Below are 16362 nucleotides of genomic sequence, written 5' to 3'. Positions count from 1 at the left end.
CCGGGCTACTACTCCGCAGGCTGTGCCTTGGGCGTTTCTGCGGTGGCCGTAATTTTCACTTCAATACCATCCCGCAGGCGGTCAAGACCGTCCACCACAACCTGTTCGCCCGGTTCAAGGCCCTTATCAATAACTGTCAGGGCGTCAGTGGCAATGCCGGGGGTTACAGGCCGCACCGTTGCGGCTTCCAGCCCCTTGCCATTCTTGGCCGCCACATAGACATAAGCCCCGCGTGATCCCAGCTGCACCGCCGAGGTGGGGACTGTGACGGCATTTTTAATGATGCGCACCTGCAAACGGGCGTTGACAAACTGGTTGGGGTACAAGGCCCCTTCAGTGTTGGGGAAACGCGCCTTGAGCTTCACCGTGCCGGTAGAAAGATCAATCTGGTTGTCCAGTGAAAGCAGCCCGCCCACGTCAAGCAGGCGTTTCTGCTCCCTGTCCCAGGCCTGAACAGGCAAGGGGCGGCGGTCAACGTCATCCTCGTGGGCGCGCAGGGCCTGCACGACCAGCGGCACCTGACTTTCCGGCAGGGTGAACACGACATCACAGGGGCTGACCTCGGTAATGCGTACAATGCCGGATGTGTCCGAGGCTTTTATCATGTTGCCTTCGTCCACATTGCGCAGGCCCAGGCGACCCGATGTGGGGGCCGTGATGCGGCTGTAGCTCAACTGGAGAGCGGCGGAATCCACGGAGGCCTTGTCGGCCTCTACCGTGCCCTCATACTGGCGCACAAGGGCGCGCTGGGTTTCAAACTGCTGTGTCGCAATAAAGTTGCCCTGCGCAAGCTTGGCATAGCGGGCCAGATCCTTGCGGGCATTGTCCAGCTGGGCCTGATCCTTGGCAAGAGTCCCGCGCGCCTGATCCAGCGTGGCCTGAAAGGGTCTGGGGTCGATCTCCGCCAGCAGATCGCCAGCCTTGACCCGCTGCCCTTCCTCGAAATGCAGGCGCTGCAACTGGCCGTCCACACGGCTGGTCACAAGCACGTCACTGGAGGGCAGCACCGTGCCCAAACCATTGAGAAAATGGGGAACATCCTGAGCAAGAGCGGCGGCAACCCGCACGGGCGGCGTATCCATACCCATGCCGCGGCGCGCCTGATTGCCGCTGAAAAATAAACGCCAGCACAGCAGCGCAACCACTGCCAGCAGCAACAGCAGCACCCATCGGCGCTTGCCTGAAAACAAAACGGAAGCAGAGGCCATGCTCTGCCGAGATTGAAGACCGGGCATTATATGTCAACTCCCTGAGATATCGGAGGAAAGATTACACGAAAGACAGCTTCGCCGTCTGCCGGATCTGAAACCATATCAAGCCGCCAGCCAAGCCTTTCGCAGGCTCTGAGCGCCAGCGAAAGACCAAGGCCACTGCCGCTGACTGCTTTTTGGGTACAGCGCACACCCCTGGCAAAAATATCAACGCCGGGGGGGATACACCCGCGATTGCGAACAAGCAGCTCTCCCTGACAAAGAGAAACACTGGCGCGCCCATTTTCAGTATACTGGCAGGCATTGTCCAGCAGATTGTTGAACACGATCGCCGCCAGTTCTTTTTGCCCACGGGCTCGCACAGTGGGGGCGATATAAGTCTGCAAAGCTACAGGCGGGCGCTGTTCCGGGCCTCGCCCAACCGCGTTTTTGCCAGTGTGGCGTGGCGCAATGGCCGTGACAGCTTCAGGGAGATTTACATCAGTACCTGAAACAGAAGGTTGAAAAGATGCTTCCGCAGGGGCAAAAGCAGTAATAATATCACGATCTGGATCGGGCAAGCGGTCAGAAGCAGAAGAGCAATGCAGCAGGCCGTCCCCTTCCATTTCCCGCACGATTCCCCACAGCAAAGCGCTGCAATCCAGCGTTTGAAATTCTATTTCTTCAGGGCGGCGGGCCAGCATCAGCAAGGTGCGCACGGTATTGGACATACGGGCCGTGGTGCGCAACAGCCGCTGCACCACCGGGGCGAGACTTTCAGCCTGCGGCAGCCTTTGCAGTTGCAGTTCAAGAATCTCAAGGCCGCCCTGCATGACGGTTAGCGGCGTACGCAACTCGTGGCTCACATCACCCGTGAAGTTGCTTTCACGCAGGACAAACCGTTGCAAGGCTTCTTCGCGCGCAGCAATGGCCCGCGCCAATACGCCCACCTCGTCATCAAGACCGGTCAGCGGAATGGGAGCCAAGCCGTCCGGTGTTTCCTGCGCATTGGCCTGCATGCGCTCCGGGGGTCGGCTTTCCACCGCAGTTGTGAGCCTGCTGAGCGGCCCGGTAAGGCGGCGGCTCAGCACAACCGCCAGCACCACAGCCAGCGCAAGGCCGCTGACGGCGCAGAGCAGCAAAATACGGTTCAGACGCTGTTTCAGGGCCAGAAAGGCACCCGTTCCGCCAGTGAGCACATAGATGACGTCATCCCTGCGCTCAATAAGAATAAATTCTTCCATGTGGTTGATGAAGTGCAGGCCGTCCGGCATCTCCTGCCACGGCTGCGGCACCTGCTTGCCCACAAGAAAACGCCAGTGCATGACCACGGCAAGGTCTTCGCCGTAATAGAGGTTGCCGCCGCCGTTATCTTCGGCTTCCCAGGCCCGCTTTTCAGCCTCAATAAAGGCCTCCATCACGGGCCTTGCGTGCCAGCCCACAAGATAGGTTGCCAGCGAATCAAAGGAGAGCCGCCCAACTATGCCCAGGGCCGCGCTCATGATCAGGGCCAGAAACACAAAAGCCGCCAGCAGACGACGGCGGATGCTGGTTCTGCGGCGGGGTGCGGCTGCGTAGCTGCCTGCGAGCGGTGGTTCTGGCCGGGGCATCAGTCGTTGTCTCCGGGGTCGGTACTCAGGCGGTAGCCCACATGCGGCACGGTGTGCAGCAGGGACTCGGCAAAGGGTTTGTCCAGTTCGCGCCGTAGCTCATGAATATGGGTGCGCAGGGCGCTGCCTTCCGGCGGGTCGTCTCCCCAGAGGGCGTGCTCCAGGTCTTCGCGCCGCACAAGGCCGGGCGCAACACGTATCAGTTCATCAAGGATGCGAAAACCCGTTGGGCTCAGGCGTAGGCGGCGGCCCTGCCGCTCGGCCCAGTGCTCGCCCGAATTAAATGTCAGATCCGCATATGTCCACACGGCCCCGCCATCGGCGCTATTGCCGGAAGACATGCGCCCACGCCGCAGCAGGGCTCGTATGCGGGCTTCAAGCTCCTTGAGGGCAAAGGGTTTGACGAGGTAATCGTCAGCCCCGGCTTCAAGCCCCTGTACCCGGTCTGCCACGGCATCCCTGGCTGTGAGCATGATGATGGGGGTGTGTTTGTGGTGCTTGTCCCGCAGCTCGCGGCACAGGCTTATGCCGTCAATGCCGGGCAGCATTATGTCCAGCACAATGCAGTCAAAGTGCTGGTCAATCGCCATGGCAAGGCCTGTTCTGCCGTTGCGCGCGCAGTCAAGCTCATAGCCAAGCGGCTCCAAAAAGGCATAGAGGTTGGCGAGAATATCCTCGTTGTCCTCCACAAGCAAAAGGGCAACGGCCATTGTCAGCGCCTTGCGGGGCCAGTTTTTTGCGCCGGAGCTGCTGTCTCAGGCAGATCCTTTGGTGATATGGGACCCATGACGGATAGGGAATCCACTTCTACCTCGTTGGGGCGCTTGCGGTTCCAGTCCACATGCCCTTGCAGACGCACCTTGTCCTTGGGCGTGATTGTCAGTTGCTCAAAAACCTTGTTGTCGATTTCCACAACAACCTGACCACTGTGATCCTCAAACAGATAGCGGTGCTTGCGGCGGGGCAGTTTTTCCACCAGATGCCCCTCAAGAACGCATGGCGCATCATCCTGCGCGCCCAGCACGTCAACGGCCCTCGTTACTGTGGCGGCAACGCCAGGCCCTTCAAAACCCGCTGCGACCGGGGCTGATTCCATAGAAAACATGAGACTGAACGCAAGGAGCAGAATAAAAAGATACGGGGCGGGGCGCACTGTTTGCATGCTGTTCTCCAGAAAGGCCGGGCTGCGCCGCCGGATGGATTAATGTACTGTGGGGAGTGAAGGCAGGAGGCAAAAGATATTTAAAAAGCAGTTCCCGATGCCCGCGCACTGTGGCGCAGCCTGCGGACATCGGGAAATTTCCGCAATTTCGCGGCTTACTGCTGCATTTCAGCCTTACGCACGGCCATCACACCTTCCTTGCCAGATTTGACCACCATGACGCCGGTCAGGTGAACCTTGCTCTGCGCTTCAACGTGCGCGGCAGCGGCGGCCTTTTTGCCAAGGGCCACGGTCATGCGGCCAGTGCCGTCTTCAAAGACGTAGCGGTTTTTCTTGCCCTGCACAGGTTCCACAATGGTGCCGGTAACGGACACAGGGGTTTTGTTGGCAGCGGCCAAAGCCTTGGCTACCGTATCGACCGGAGCGACTTTTGTCACGCCCTTGGCCTTGCGGGCAGCGTGAGGAGCAGCAGGGGCATCGGCGGTGTTGGCGGCAAAAGCCGGGGCGGCAAGCATGAGGGACATGATCATAACGAGCAGATAACGCATATTTCCTCCAGAAAGGTGCTTAAAAAAATTGCAACGCGCCACATGTCGCGTGCGGACTTACATTGCAAATATGCACGTCAGCAAAACGTTAAGAATGTCCCCCCCTGCAAAAAAAAACATTTTTCTGCTGCGTCTTTCACACAGGTGCTCTTTATTAACAGGCGCAGTCCTTGTGATACCGGTTCAAAACTGGTATGGTGGCCTATATGAAAGAGCTTGATCCGCACACCATCCGCCCTTGCCTTGCATGCGGCGGCACCAATGTCCATCTGGAATCCATGCTTCCCCCTGGTCGCAGGCAAGAGGTATGGCGCGTTGTCTGTTCTTGCGGGCAAACCTCGCAGCAGTGGTCGGTATCGCAGGGAGCAGCCATCCGCGCATGGAACCGCAACCTTGCCAGCGAACACGACATGGATAAAATCGCCGCCCCAGGCGTAGCCCTCAAGAACTGATAGCAGGCGGCCCTGTGGCTACCCCGTAGTTGCCCCGCCCTAAGGCTCAGGCTTTGTTTTGCCAGGCTGTGTTGGTGGGGCAGATATTTGTCGGGCAGCGCATGGCCGTGCGGTATGCCAGCCGAGGTCAAAGCCCTACGTGCGCCTGCCGTGATCGCATGTGGGCTGATTGGCTCAGTCCAGCTCCCGCCCCACCCATACGGCCCTGCCGATGATACGCACCAGCCCGCCCAGTTGCTCGCTGGTGTCGGCTTCGATAGGGGCGAAATCCGGGTTTATGCTCGTAAGTATAAGCTTGCCCGGCATGGCATCCAGCACCTTGAGATAGACCATATCTTCCACGCCCACTGCGTATATGCGCCCCGGCACAGGCTCACGCTGGCTCTGGTCTATCAGCACCACGTCATTGTTCACAATACGGGGCTGCATGCTGTCGCCAGAGACGCGTAACAGCACCATTTGCGCAGGGTTGCCCTTACGCCGCAAAAAATCCCACCTGAACGCATAGTGCCGCAGCACCTCGCCGCCAGTTTCAAAACTTCCTGTCCCGGCAGAGAGCCGGGCCTCGGCCATGGGAACCATCATAAGCCGCGCTTCAGGCGTGTGTACCATACCGTTGCCGCAATCGCCGCGCCCGGCCAGCAGCCAGTCCAGCGAACACTCAAGGGCATCGGCAAGCCGCACGGCATGGCTGCCCTTGGGCATCTGCCCGTTCTCATACTGCTGAATTGTCGTCAGGCTCAGCCCTACCGTGTCTGCCAGTACCTGCTTGTGCAAACCCAAGTTTTCTCTGCGCTGACGCATACGCGCGCCAAATGCTGATACCAGGGGCGCTTGTGCTTTCTTCATGTTTTTCCCTTGTTGTTTGCTGCCCTGAAGTGCCGGGGCCGTAGATGGCCGACCAGCACGGACCATATTTTTCATAAAAAAAACGAGCTGTTTGTACACATCTATATTTGTTTTTAGGTAATTTCAAGTTTTCCTTGAAGTTCAAAGAAAACTTTTAAATCTATGTTAAAAAATGGCATTATTTTCTGTAAATTTTTAAATTTATGTAAATAAATTCATATTGTTAAAACTTTTCTTATAAATAAAACTTTTCCTTGACTATCCTCGCGAATAGTGATTTTTCTATTTTACGGCCCGTTAAATTAAATTTCCTATTTCTGGAGCATAGCATGTCCGCATTTCCTGACGACATCCGTAACTTGAGCGCTGTGCTGGATTCCTTACACTCTGGCGAGTGCGCCATCCAGCAGCCCATACTGCGCCTCGTCATCGAACACCTGCATCTTCTGGCCTGCCAGATGGATCAGGAATTCCCCGCACAGTTCCGCAGCACCTCGCAAATATCGCCCGCAACGCCAGAATCGCCCGCAATCAACATATCCGCGCGTGCCTGCCAAACAGTGGAGACGCGCCATGACCAATAGGCTCATTGACCCGGCAAAGCCCGACAACAATCAACCAGAACTTGCCAAATCTTCGGCAAAAGCCTCTGCCCCAGAGGGTGATTCGCGTATAGGCCGCAAAAATAATCCCGCATGGGGCCATGCCCTGCATATGGCCGAAACAGAAGAACAATGGCGCGAACTTATCAACCACTTGCCCGACAATGCCCGTCAGATATGGAGGGCCCTGAACGATATGAAACAATTCTGGGGGGTGCTGCACGCGTTTGGTGGGCAATGCATACGCGTACCGCGCAATGTGCCCAAGGACAGAACGCATCCGTTGCGCAAAACTCTTGGCCTTAAATGCCTGCGCAAGCTCATGGCGACCTTTGGCGGCACAAGCCTGTATGTACCTCGCTGCACAGCGATTATGACCCGCCTCCGGCAGCATGAGATCGTCAAAGGTTTCTCACGCAGCACAGGGCGCGGTTCAAGCAGTACATCTGCGGTGTCCAGCCTGGCGCGCCGCCACGGCATATCAGACCGCCGCGTATGGCAAATTCTGAAAAAAGAAAGTTCCGTCCCCTCGCAGGCCAGACTGCTGCTGATGCTTGGCGATTCCGCGCAAATTTCTGCCCAGAAGCGCGATAATGCGCTGTAAATTAAGCCAAAAACGGCAGACTGCCTGCCCTTAAAAAATTTAAGCCAGCGTTTATGCTGGCTTTTTTTGCCACAATCTCCTCATTTTCCGCTAAAATTCTGCAAAAATAACGCATCCTGCGCTTTTGACACTACTGAATCCTTTCAGTCTTACGTGCGCCCGACTTTTTGGCATGTTCTCCTCACGCCGCTGATTGCGGTCACATCATGCCAAGGAGCCTCATCATGCCCAATCTGTTTGATACTGCCCACGCCTTCACCGCCAGATGGGAAGGCGGCCTCACTGACCATCCCGCTGATCCAGGCGGTCTGACCAAGTACGGAGTTTCCCTGCGCTGGGTGCAGGATCTTGCCCATCAGGCCCGGCAGGAATGCCTGCGCCAGCACAAAAGCTGCGATGGTTGCTCTGCTGCACGCACCCCCCATTGTACGTACAACGGCCTTGATCTGGATATGGACGGCGATGTGGACGCTGACGACATCCGCGCCTGCACCATGCAGCAGGCCGCCGCGCTGTTCAAAAAACACTTCTGGGATGCCCTTGGCTGCGCCGCTCTGCCTCTGCCCCTTGCCGTGGCCCTGTATGATGGCGCGGTCAACATGGGCCCAGCCAGATCCGTGCGCCAGTTGCAGCAGGGCATGAACGCCGTTGGCGAAGCCCAGCTCGACCACTACCGGCCCATTGCCGAGGACGGCATCTCCGGCCCGCGCACGGCAGAACTGGCCGAAGCCTTGGAATCGGCCAACCTCCAGTGGTTTGCCGCCCGGCAGATACTGCGCCTGCGCGATGCCTTTTACCGTGATCTGGCTGCCCGCCGCCCGTCCCTCAAAGTGTTTCTTGAAGGCTGGCGCAACAGGGTAAAGGCCCTGGCCCAGTATCTTGCTGAACTTGAACGGGAGGCAAACTGACATGTGGGCACTGCTAGGGAATCTGCTGGGCGGTATCACCGGCGCTGTGGGCAAAATTCTGCCCGACCGCAACCGGCAGAACGATGCGCAAAGCCGCATCAACGAGGCTGAGGTGGGCGGCGCGCCCGCAAGCATGTTGCGGCTGTGGCGCTCCTTCCTCGGTTGGATGCTCTCCCTGTTGTTCTGCTGGGAGGTTGCGGGGAGGCTCATCATTATTCCCCTGCTTTTTCCGGGCTGGTGCGACCACCTGCCACCCTCGGCCCTGAACCAGATTATGACCCTGCTGTTGGGCATGCTGGGGCTGGGATTTTAGGCCGGTCATACTCGCAGCTTTCTGCCAACACGCTGAGCCAATTTATTTTTGAGCAGGTCAACTGACCTGGAGGTTACTGTAATGATGGACATTTTCTCTTCCACAGGGGCAAGCCTGCTTGTTTTGCTTGTGCAGGGGCTGTTTGCCTGGGCCTTGTGGAGCCTGCGCCGGGCCTTTGTGCGGCAGGAGGACTACCTGCTGCACGTACAGCGCGATACCCGGCGTGAGGCCGCAACCACCCGCAGGCTTAGCGCCATAGAAGACAACCTGCGGCTCGCCCCCGATACCGCAGACATGGCAGGCCTGCACAACGAGCTGGCGGCCCTGCGCGGTGAAATTCAGGCGCTCAATGTGCGCATTTCTGGTCTGGACAGGCTGCTTGAACGGCTTGAACACAGCTTTGAGCGGCAGGAAGACCGCCTCCGCCTTGTGCCTCAGGGTGGTGCGGCTTTCGCCTGCCGCACCGGCGCCGATGCTGCGGGAGGCTGCAACTGATGCCCCCTGCAAAACGTAAAGGCACTTGTCGCAACTCCACCTTGCTCGACAGCCTTGGGCAGCGGCTTGACCTGCTCACCAGCACCCTCAGCGCAGCTGATATTGCGGAGAAAAGCATCGATATTGTCAAAGAAATAAAAGAACTGCACGCCATCCTGCGCTCCCTCCGCGATGAAGCCTCGCCCGATGCCCCGCCCAGGATGGTGGTTGTGTGGGGCGGTCCCCCAAGCGCGGCATCCGGCAGACTGCCCGCAGATTTATCCGGAGCATCGCCCCGGTCATCATCCAAGGCGTCGGGCGCATCCGGCAAAGCGCTCGCGCAGAAAATTTTGCCGCAGTACAGTTCAAGCAACTAACGTTTACCCAAAAAGCAAGGATATTTTCCATGTCCCAGCCTGCCCCCCACGTCATCCCCTACTGCCCCCGCCCTTTGCAGTGGCGCTTTCACGAGGAGCGCACCCGCTTCTGCGTGCTGCTCTGCCACAGGCGCTTCGGCAAAACGGTGGCGGCGGTCAATGATCTGGTGCGTCAGGCACTGCGCGTGGGCAAGCACGACTGGCGGGCAGCCTATGCCGCGCCCTTTCTGGGGCAGGCCAAGGCGGTCGCATGGGACTACTGCAAACAGTTTGCCGGGGCCGTGCCCGGTACGCGATTTCTGGAAAGCGAGCTTGTCTGCGTGCTGCCCACCGGGGGCCGCATCCGTCTGCTGGGAACGGAAAACGCGCAAGCCCTGCGCGGCCTGTATCTGGATGATCTGGTGCTGGACGAACCGGCGGACATGCCCCGCGAGGTATGGACGCAGGTGCTGCGCCCCATGCTGGCCGACCGTCAGGGACGCGCGCTTTTCTGCGGCACGCCTCAAGGCACGGACAACCTGCTCTATGACGTATGGCAGCAGGCAGGCGCTGATGAAGAAGGCGTCTGGTCGCGCTTTCGCTTTCCCGCCTCAGAAACCGGTTATCTGCCGCAGCAGGAGCTGGCAGCGGCGCGCCGGGGCATGGACGAGGCCGAATATCTTCAGGAGTTTGAATGCTCGTTTGCAGCGGCAGTGCGCGGTGCTTATTACGCGCCTCTGCTGGATACAGCAGAACGCGAGGGGCGCATCCGCCCCCTGCCCCACGCGCCGGAGCTTCCCGTGCATACAGCCTGGGATCTGGGCATGGATGACGCCACGGCCATCTGGTTTTTTCAGGTGGAGCCCTCGGGCTGCTGGCGCATCCTCGACTACTACGAAGCTTCCGGCGAGGGGCTGGCGCATTATGCGCAGGTGCTGGCCGCCAAGGCCCGCCCTGCTGAAACTGCGGAAGCCGCCGCTCATAATGTCCATGATGGAACCATTGCCGGACGCGGATTTGTTTACGGCACCCACATTGCCCCGCACGACATCCGCGTACGCGAACTGGGCACCGGGCTGAGCCGCTGGGAAAGCGCCGCCCAACTTGGCATACGTTTTACCCTGGCCCCGGCTCTGTCGCTGGCTGACGGCATAGATGCCCTGCGCCGCCAGTTGCCGCGCTTCTGGTTTGATGCGGCAGCCTGCGCCCAGGGCGTAAAGGCCCTGCGGGCCTACAGGCGGCGCTGGAAGGCTGGCTCCGGGCAAGGCTCGCAGGCCGCGCAGGCCGGTTCCGGCCCCTTGCACGACTGGGCAAGCCACGCGGCAGACGCCCTGCGGTACGCAGTCACGGGTTTTCACCCACAGCAGGAAACAGCCTCTGGCGCGCGCCGCGCCCTCACCGACTACGACTTTTTTGGAGGCCGCTGATGCGCTTTACCTACGCCCCCATTGTGGATCAACACGCCCGCGATGCCGTTTTTGAACGCATGGAAGCCGAAGGCCTCACAGCCAGCGCCATGAGTTCTCTGCTCAAGCCCGCGCTGGCCCAGTGGCAAGCGATCACCGCGCCGGAAAGAGGCGTCTTGCTGGGCTGTTACGGCCCGCCGCCGACGTCCGCCTCTGCTTGCGCTTCCAGCCCGGCCCCATTGCTGGCCTGCGCCATGTTCAGCCCCCGCAGGGGGCGGGTGTGGGAGTTTGATTTCACCACCTTTCGTCAATGGGCGCGGCTGGCGGTGCCCATGGCGCACGGGGGCTTGAGCTGGGCTTTTGCAAACCTCGACTGTTCCGCTGTTATGGGGCTTTGCCCAACCCCCAACCGGCATGCCTGGAGGCTGGCCGAAGCCTGCGGATTCCGCGTGCTCGGGCGCTTGCCCGGCGCATGTCTGCATATCCGTAAAAAGACATGGGTGGACGGCGTACTGGTGCTCTGCACACCGCAGGACTTGTCAGCAATCATACAGCAGCAACCAACAGCAACCATTCAACATGAGGAGGACGGCATGGGATTTGGAGGAGGCGGCACGCCCGATGTGCCCGCAGTTGCGCCCGTTCCCAAGCAGGAAGTGGAAAAACCCGTAACCGAGGCCGCCACCGCAGCGCGCCAGAACCAGAAAGACAAAGCCGCCAAAGCGGCGGGCATCAACGGCTCTGTGTACACCAGCCCGTTTAACCGCGCCGATGCCACGCGCAAAACCCTGCTGGGGCAGTAGCGTGACCGCACACATCCAGAACAGCATTGCGCCTGCGGGGCAGCCCGCCCCTCAGAGTTCCGTGCAGAACGCCGCGCAATACGCTGTGGACGTACAGGCCCTTTCCCGGCGGCATGATGCCCTGTTGCGCCGCCGCGCCCCATGGGACGCGGCATGGCAAAGCCTGGCTGATCATTTTTTGCCCACGCGCTGCCGCCTGAATCCGCAGGTGGACGCGGCGGAAGAAGGCCCCATGCTCAACCGGGGGCTTGTGGACGCCACCGGCATTCTGGCCATGCGCACGCTGGCGGCGGGCCTTCAGGGCGGGCTGACCAGCCCGGCAAGGCCGTGGTTTCGGCTGAGCCTTGACGATGCCGATCTGGCCCGCAGTCGTCCCGGTCAGGCATGGCTGGACGAAGTCGCCAACCGGATGCGCACCGTGTTTCAGCGGTCAAACTTCTACAATGCCATGCACACCATGTATGGCGAACTGGGCACCTTTGGCACGGCCTTTGTGTTTGAGCTGGCTGATCCGCAGCACGGGTTCCGCTTTATCCCCCTTTGCGCGGGGGAATATGCGCTGGACTGCGATGCAACGCGGCGGGTGGACACGGTGTTCCGCCGCAGCGGCATGACCCTGCGCCAGATCATTCAGGCTTTCGGCCCTTCGGCCCTGCCCGAAACCCTGCGCGAGGCGGCGCGCCGCAATCCCGAGGAGCGGCGCAACGTCATTCAGGCTGTGTACCCGCGTGAAAACGCGCAGCACGGGCTGGTTGACGCAATCCGTATGCCTGTGGCTTCCGTCTACTGGCTGGAAGGACGCGACGGCAATCGCCATGCCCTCAAGGTTTCGGGCTTTCGCTCCTTTCCGGGCTTTGGCCCGCGCTGGGATGTGGCGGGCAACGATGTGTACGGGCGCTCGCCCGCCATGGACGCCCTGCCCGACTGCCGCATGCTGCAACAGATGGGCGTCACCACGCTCAAGGCCATCCACAAGGCGGTTGACCCGCCCATGAGCGTGGCTGCGGGCCTGCGCTCCGTGGGGCTTGATCTCACCCCCGGCGGCGTCAACTACGTGGACAGCGCACCGGGTCAAAGCCCACAGGCGGCAACGCCACTGTTGCAGATAAACCCCGACCTCGCCACGGCGCGCAAAGCCATGGAGTCGGTTCAGGATCAGATACGCAAAGGACTCTACAACGACCTGTTCAAGCTCATCCTTGACGGCCGCAGCGGCGTGACAGCCAGTGAAATCGCGGCGCGGGAGGAGGAAAAGCTGGTGCTTGTTGGCCCGGTGCTGGAACGGCTGCACGATGAGCTGTTCATTCCGCTCATGGATCGCACCTTCGAGTGCATGCGCGAGCTGGACATGCTGCCCCCCTGCCCGCCCGAGCTGGCGGGCCGCCGCCTGCGCGTGGAGTTTGTATCCCTGCTGGCGCAAGCCCAGAAGCTGGTGGGCATCAATGCGGCAGACCAGTACATGGCCCTGACCCTCAAGGCTTCCAGCGCGTGGCCCGAAGCCCTGGACACCCTCAATGTGGATCATCTGCTCGATAATTATGCGGAAAGCCTGGGCCTGCCCGTGAGCCTCACGCGCTCGCCGGAGGAACGCCAGCAGTTGCGCGCCGCCAGGGCTGATGCCGCCCATACGCAGGCTCTCACAGAGGCCCTTGGCAAAGGGGTGGATATGGTGCGCCAGCTCTCGCAAAGCCCGCTTTCCGGCCCGGACGGCAAACAGGGAAGCGTTCTGGACGGCATCACGCGTCTGCTACGCAACGCCCTGCCGGGGGGCCTTGCCCGCGCTGAACATACGAAAAAGGCACAGGCGACAGGACAGGCGACAATGGCGCAAGCGGAGCAGCATGATGAACCACAGGGCGCAAAGCCGGAGGGACATCGCTAATGGATGTTTTTGCCCCATACGAACAGGCGGAGCAGCGGGAACAAACCAAGCAGCAGGCGCAGCAGCATGCCGCCCACCGCGCCCCAACGTTTGATGCCGCCATGCGGGCCGCAGTGGACGGACTGATGGCCCAGCCTCAGGGCCGCGTATTGCTGCGCTGGCTGCTGCATCTGTGCCGCAACTTCAGTGCCGAGGATGTGGGCAATGCGCCCGAATCCTGCCAAAGCTCACGCCTTTTCTACGCCGAGGGCCAACGCATGATCGGCATGCGCCTTATGCGCCTCATGCAACAGGCAAACCCAGGGCATTTGCCCAGACTGCTGCAAACCAAGGAGAACGACGCTCATGATCTCGACACATTCTGAGGCTTCCTCCACTGCCGAAAACGCCTTTTCCTCTGCGAGCGGCTTTTCCGGCGCAGACCAGAGCAATGGAGGAACCGGCCGTGCCGCCCCTGCCGCCGCAGCGCCCCAGGCTGCCGCTGGCGCAGAAAATTCCGCTCGAGCGAATGAACAGGCCAATTCGCAGGCTGATCCGCAGGCTGACCCATTTGTCCAGCGCTTGCGCGAGCATGAGGCAGGCCAGCGCCTCCAGTGGCAGGAGCAGGTCAACAAATGGCGCAAGGAGGCCACGGAAGACCCGCAGATCGGCGGTGCAAACCTGCCCGCCACTGTTGCCCGCGCCCAGCTTGCCCTTGACCGGTTTGATGAAAGCAAGTGCATCGGCCAACTGCTGGAACAGACCGGCTACGGCAACAACCCTGACGTGCTGCGCTTTTTCAACCGCCTTGCCGATGCCCTCATGGAGGACGGGCTAGTGCAGGGACAGGCTGGAGGTTCCATGCCGCCGCTTGAAGAGCGCATGTACGCAGGCTGGAGTTCGCGCAGCGGAAGCATCTGATTTACGCCCCTGCAAATCACAGGGCATAGCAACAAAATTTCTTGAGCAACCTGCAAACAGACGAGGGTATTATGGCTAATTCCATGGGTTTGGTGGTGTCCCTGGCCGAGATGGAACAGTTCTACCGTGGCGACAAGGCCGGGCAGATCATCGAACTGATGAACAAAACCAACGACATCATGGACGATGTGCTCTGGATGGAATCCAACCAGAGCGACGGCCACCTCACCCGCATCCGCACCGGGCTGCCCGAGGTTTACTGGCGCAGACTCTATCAGGGTACGCCGCCCTCCAAATCGCAGTGGAGCCAGGTCAAGGAAGGCTGCGGCATCCTTGAAGCCATCATGGAACTGGACGTGGAAGAACTGCGCCTCTATGGCAGCCGCGACAAAGCCTTTCGCATGAGCGAAGGCGTGGCCTTTGCCGAGGCCATGCGCCAGAAGGTGGCCGCAACCCTCTTTTACGGCAACAGCAATCTGAACCCCGACGAATTCAACGGCCTTGCCATGCGCTACCCCGCGCTGGACGCCAAAAACGTACTCGATGCGGGCGGGCGCGACGAGGACGGCTGCACCTCCCTGTGGCTTGTTTCGTGGGGCGCGCAGTCGGTGCACGGCGTCTACCCCAAGGAAAGCAACGGGGGCCTCTCGCACGAAGACCTCAAAACTTACATGGCTCAGGACCCGGACGGCCGCAAATATCAGGTGGTGGGCGACAAATACAACTGGCGCTGCGGCCTTGCCGTGCGCGACTGGCGCGGCATCGTTCGCATCGCCAACCTGCCCGTGGCCTCTCTCGGCAAACGCAAGGGGCAGAGCGGCTTTGTGGATATGCAGAAGCTGACCATCGAGGCCAAGAACCTCATGCCCCAGCACCTGCGCCAGAAGGCCGTGTGGTACGCCAATGCCGATGTGCTCACCGCCCTTGAATTGCAGAATTCCGATGCGGGCAACGTGCAGTTGCAGTACGGCGAGTTCTTTGACTCCAAGGCCGTGCCGGTGCTGCATGGTCGCCCTGTGCGCCAATGCGATGCCATACTCTCCAGCGAAGGCGTGGTGGCCTAACCACAATCCTTTGCAACGTGTGGAAGCCCTTGCCGGGGCTTCCACACCGTACCCATCCTGTTTTTTCGCGGTTCTTCCACCATTCTGCCAAAGGAGTTTTCATGGCTATTATTGACCGCAACTCCGTGTTTTTTGAAGGCCCCCTTACCGCCAACACCACGGGGCAACCTGTTCCCCTTACCGGACTGAAACTTCCCGGGCGCATGGAACCCATGCCTCTACGGCTTTCCGTAACCGAGGCCTTTGCCCCGGCTGAAACGCAAAGCCTCACCATCTGCATGGAGGAGGCGGACCGCGCCGATGGCCCCTGGACTGCCGTTCCCGGCGCTTCAGTGACTGTGCCTAACCCGGTGGAAGCTCCCGGCCTTGGCCTTGGCGCACGCCCCTATCTGCGTTTTTTGCCCCAGGGAGTGCGCAAAAGCTGGCTGCGGCTGACCTTTGCCGTCACGCCCGTTGACGGCAAAACCGTGAGCAAGGGGCGCATCTTTGCCGCCCTCACGCGGGAGGAAGACCTGCCTTACGAACCCGCCATCATGGCTGGCTAAACCACACCCTGCCACCTTACAGCCTCCGGCCACCTGCGGGGCAGGCCGGAGGCTTTTTCTCCCCTTCATCACAGGAACTGCCATGACCATCAGCCAGATAAGCGTGTGGAACCGCGCGCTGGGCTTTCTGGGGACGCGCAGTGTCGCCTCGGAGCAGGAAAACACGCCAGAGGCCCTGCAATGCCGCCTGTATTGGGATTCCGCCCGGCGACAGGTGCTGCGCGATTTTCCCTGGAGCTTTGCCCAGCGTAGAACATGGATGGCCCTTGTGCCGCTGCCCGAAGGCTACGCGCCGGAATTCCGCTTTGCCTACGCCCTGCCCGATGACTGCCTCAAGGTGCACGCGGTGCGCCACGAGGGCATTACGGCCCGGCCCTTCTGCCTTGCGCAGAACGCGGCGGGCGATGGCTCGCTGCTGCTCACCGATGCGGCGCGCGCCCTTGCCCTATACACGGAAGACGTGCGCAACAGCCGCCTTTTTGATGACCTCTTCGCGCACATGCTGGCCCGCAAGCTGGCCGCCCTCATTGCCGCCCCTCTGCTTAAAGGCAGCAGTCAAAAGGCGATGGAGCTTGAGCAGCTCTATGCCGCCAGTCTGCCGCCAGCCCGCAGCGCCGCAGCGTCTGAACGCAGCGACCGTCCGGTGGAAGACCCCTGGCTTGCCGTGCGCTGAGTGCACCCGCGATCACAGCAA

At 60.6% G+C, this 16362-nt stretch carries 21 protein-coding genes; 15 read left to right on the top strand and 6 right to left on the bottom strand.

The genetic code is table 11. From position 1 onward, the window contains the following. Positions 1-8 precede the first annotated feature (8 nt). The 5 genes from G449_RS16005 to G449_RS15995 form a co-directional block, all read right to left on the bottom strand. Positions 9-1235 carry an MdtA/MuxA family multidrug efflux RND transporter periplasmic adaptor subunit gene (locus G449_RS16005; protein WP_022658126.1) on the bottom strand — a complete coding sequence of 409 codons (1227 nt, stop codon included), beginning with the start codon at positions 1233-1235 and terminating at the stop codon, positions 9-11. Then, the gene (locus G449_RS0104525) at positions 1235-2800 is read right to left on the bottom strand and encodes a sensor histidine kinase (protein WP_022658125.1); all 1566 of its coding nucleotides are present in this window, start codon (positions 2798-2800) and stop codon (positions 1235-1237) included. The genes G449_RS16005 and G449_RS0104525 overlap by 1 nt, the downstream gene beginning before the upstream one ends. Beyond that, positions 2800-3510, bottom strand: a complete 711-nt coding sequence (locus G449_RS0104520) for a response regulator transcription factor (RefSeq protein ID WP_022658124.1) — start codon at positions 3508-3510, stop codon at positions 2800-2802. The genes G449_RS0104525 and G449_RS0104520 overlap by 1 nt, the downstream gene beginning before the upstream one ends. 2 nt (positions 3511-3512) lie before the next feature. Next, positions 3513-3962 (bottom strand): NirD/YgiW/YdeI family stress tolerance protein, encoded by a 450-nt coding sequence (locus G449_RS16000; RefSeq protein ID WP_022658123.1) that lies wholly within the window; start codon positions 3960-3962, stop codon positions 3513-3515. Between the two features lie 155 nt (positions 3963-4117). Further along, the gene (locus tag G449_RS15995) at positions 4118-4510 is read right to left on the bottom strand and encodes a NirD/YgiW/YdeI family stress tolerance protein (RefSeq protein WP_022658122.1); all 393 of its coding nucleotides are present in this window, start codon (positions 4508-4510) and stop codon (positions 4118-4120) included. A gap of 206 nt (positions 4511-4716) precedes the next feature. On the opposite strand from G449_RS15995, the gene G449_RS0104505 reads away from it, so the two are divergent. Then, on the top strand, positions 4717-4962 hold the full coding sequence (locus G449_RS0104505; protein WP_027180708.1) for a hypothetical protein: 246 nt from the start codon (positions 4717-4719) through the stop codon (positions 4960-4962). Positions 4963-5136: 174 nt separating this feature from the next. Here the strand turns inward: G449_RS0104505 and G449_RS0104500 are convergent, their stop codons facing one another. Continuing rightward, on the bottom strand, positions 5137-5811 hold the full coding sequence (locus G449_RS0104500) for a S24 family peptidase (RefSeq protein WP_022658120.1): 675 nt from the start codon (positions 5809-5811) through the stop codon (positions 5137-5139). Between the two features lie 329 nt (positions 5812-6140). On the opposite strand from G449_RS0104500, the gene G449_RS0104495 reads away from it, so the two are divergent. From G449_RS0104495 to G449_RS0104430, 14 genes are all read left to right on the top strand, one after another. After that, complete coding sequence (locus G449_RS0104495; protein WP_022658119.1) at positions 6141-6395, top strand: hypothetical protein; 255 nt, start codon at positions 6141-6143, stop codon at positions 6393-6395. Beyond that, positions 6385-7017 carry a Mor transcription activator family protein gene (locus tag G449_RS17710; protein WP_022658118.1) on the top strand — a complete coding sequence of 211 codons (633 nt, stop codon included), beginning with the start codon at positions 6385-6387 and terminating at the stop codon, positions 7015-7017. Before G449_RS0104495 ends, G449_RS17710 begins: the two co-directional genes overlap by 11 nt. A gap of 224 nt (positions 7018-7241) precedes the next feature. Further along, entirely contained in the window at positions 7242-7925 is a 684-nt protein-coding gene (locus G449_RS0104485; protein WP_022658117.1) for a glycoside hydrolase family 108 protein, read from the top strand. A 1-nt stretch (position 7926) separates the two neighbouring features. Next, a complete protein-coding gene (locus tag G449_RS0104480; RefSeq protein WP_022658116.1) occupies positions 7927-8238 on the top strand; it encodes a hypothetical protein in 312 nt (103 codons plus the stop codon). 81 nt (positions 8239-8319) lie between these two features. Further along, positions 8320-8733: a DUF2730 family protein gene (locus G449_RS0104475; RefSeq protein ID WP_022658115.1), complete on the top strand. Its 414-nt coding sequence runs from the start codon at positions 8320-8322 to the stop codon at positions 8731-8733. Next, complete coding sequence (locus G449_RS0104470) at positions 8733-9089, top strand: hypothetical protein (RefSeq protein ID WP_022658114.1); 357 nt, start codon at positions 8733-8735, stop codon at positions 9087-9089. Before G449_RS0104475 ends, G449_RS0104470 begins: the two co-directional genes overlap by 1 nt. Positions 9090-9118: 29 nt before the next feature. Then, positions 9119-10495 (top strand): terminase large subunit domain-containing protein, encoded by a 1377-nt coding sequence (locus tag G449_RS0104465; protein ID WP_022658113.1) that lies wholly within the window; start codon positions 9119-9121, stop codon positions 10493-10495. Beyond that, entirely contained in the window at positions 10495-11277 is a 783-nt protein-coding gene (locus G449_RS0104460) for a GNAT family N-acetyltransferase (RefSeq protein ID WP_022658112.1), read from the top strand. The genes G449_RS0104465 and G449_RS0104460 overlap by 1 nt, the downstream gene beginning before the upstream one ends. 1 nt (position 11278) lies before the next feature. Further along, positions 11279-13159, top strand: coding sequence for a portal protein (locus G449_RS15985; RefSeq protein ID WP_022658111.1), 1881 nt, complete (start codon positions 11279-11281; stop codon positions 13157-13159). Continuing rightward, positions 13159-13524 (top strand): hypothetical protein, encoded by a 366-nt coding sequence (locus G449_RS0104450; protein ID WP_022658110.1) that lies wholly within the window; start codon positions 13159-13161, stop codon positions 13522-13524. Before G449_RS15985 ends, G449_RS0104450 begins: the two co-directional genes overlap by 1 nt. Next, positions 13505-14059 (top strand): hypothetical protein, encoded by a 555-nt coding sequence (locus G449_RS18575; RefSeq protein ID WP_022658109.1) that lies wholly within the window; start codon positions 13505-13507, stop codon positions 14057-14059. The genes G449_RS0104450 and G449_RS18575 overlap by 20 nt, the downstream gene beginning before the upstream one ends. A gap of 71 nt (positions 14060-14130) precedes the next feature. Next, on the top strand, positions 14131-15123 hold the full coding sequence (locus tag G449_RS0104440; RefSeq protein ID WP_027180707.1) for a major capsid protein: 993 nt from the start codon (positions 14131-14133) through the stop codon (positions 15121-15123). A gap of 101 nt (positions 15124-15224) precedes the next feature. Next, positions 15225-15668, top strand: a complete 444-nt coding sequence (locus G449_RS0104435) for a hypothetical protein (RefSeq protein ID WP_022658107.1) — start codon at positions 15225-15227, stop codon at positions 15666-15668. Between the two features lie 82 nt (positions 15669-15750). Next, positions 15751-16341, top strand: coding sequence for a phage connector family protein (locus tag G449_RS0104430; protein ID WP_022658106.1), 591 nt, complete (start codon positions 15751-15753; stop codon positions 16339-16341). The last annotated feature ends 21 nt before the right edge of the window (positions 16342-16362 follow it).

Source organism: Desulfovibrio desulfuricans DSM 642, from assembly GCF_000420465.1.
Lineage (GTDB): Bacteria > Desulfobacterota > Desulfovibrionia > Desulfovibrionales > Desulfovibrionaceae > Desulfovibrio > Desulfovibrio desulfuricans.
This window is presented reverse-complemented; position numbering and strand designations above follow the sequence as displayed.

Bases quoted from the DNA above. Each gene is read 5' to 3' on its own strand.
- G449_RS0104485 (WP_022658117.1), top strand. From the start codon at position 7,242: ATGCCCAATCTGTTTGATACTGCCCACGCCTTCACCGCCAGATGGGAA.
- G449_RS0104470 (WP_022658114.1), top strand. From the start codon at position 8,733: ATGCCCCCTGCAAAACGTAAAGGCACTTGTCGCAACTCCACCTTGCTC.
- G449_RS16000 (WP_022658123.1), bottom strand. From the start codon at position 3,962: ATGCAAACAGTGCGCCCCGCCCCGTATCTTTTTATTCTGCTCCTTGCG.
- G449_RS0104475 (WP_022658115.1), top strand. From the start codon at position 8,320: ATGATGGACATTTTCTCTTCCACAGGGGCAAGCCTGCTTGTTTTGCTT.
- G449_RS16005 (WP_022658126.1), bottom strand. From the start codon at position 1,235: ATGCCCGGTCTTCAATCTCGGCAGAGCATGGCCTCTGCTTCCGTTTTG.
- G449_RS0104460 (WP_022658112.1), top strand. From the start codon at position 10,495: ATGCGCTTTACCTACGCCCCCATTGTGGATCAACACGCCCGCGATGCC.
- G449_RS0104500 (WP_022658120.1), bottom strand. From the start codon at position 5,811: ATGAAGAAAGCACAAGCGCCCCTGGTATCAGCATTTGGCGCGCGTATG.
- G449_RS0104430 (WP_022658106.1), top strand. From the start codon at position 15,751: ATGACCATCAGCCAGATAAGCGTGTGGAACCGCGCGCTGGGCTTTCTG.
- G449_RS0104505 (WP_027180708.1), top strand. From the start codon at position 4,717: ATGAAAGAGCTTGATCCGCACACCATCCGCCCTTGCCTTGCATGCGGC.
- G449_RS0104465 (WP_022658113.1), top strand. From the start codon at position 9,119: ATGTCCCAGCCTGCCCCCCACGTCATCCCCTACTGCCCCCGCCCTTTG.
- G449_RS15995 (WP_022658122.1), bottom strand. From the start codon at position 4,510: ATGCGTTATCTGCTCGTTATGATCATGTCCCTCATGCTTGCCGCCCCG.
- G449_RS17710 (WP_022658118.1), top strand. From the start codon at position 6,385: ATGACCAATAGGCTCATTGACCCGGCAAAGCCCGACAACAATCAACCA.
- G449_RS0104435 (WP_022658107.1), top strand. From the start codon at position 15,225: ATGGCTATTATTGACCGCAACTCCGTGTTTTTTGAAGGCCCCCTTACC.
- G449_RS0104520 (WP_022658124.1), bottom strand. From the start codon at position 3,510: ATGGCCGTTGCCCTTTTGCTTGTGGAGGACAACGAGGATATTCTCGCC.
- G449_RS0104440 (WP_027180707.1), top strand. From the start codon at position 14,131: ATGGCTAATTCCATGGGTTTGGTGGTGTCCCTGGCCGAGATGGAACAG.
- G449_RS0104450 (WP_022658110.1), top strand. From the start codon at position 13,159: ATGGATGTTTTTGCCCCATACGAACAGGCGGAGCAGCGGGAACAAACC.
- G449_RS0104480 (WP_022658116.1), top strand. From the start codon at position 7,927: ATGTGGGCACTGCTAGGGAATCTGCTGGGCGGTATCACCGGCGCTGTG.
- G449_RS0104525 (WP_022658125.1), bottom strand. From the start codon at position 2,800: ATGCCCCGGCCAGAACCACCGCTCGCAGGCAGCTACGCAGCCGCACCC.
- G449_RS0104495 (WP_022658119.1), top strand. From the start codon at position 6,141: ATGTCCGCATTTCCTGACGACATCCGTAACTTGAGCGCTGTGCTGGAT.
- G449_RS18575 (WP_022658109.1), top strand. From the start codon at position 13,505: ATGATCTCGACACATTCTGAGGCTTCCTCCACTGCCGAAAACGCCTTT.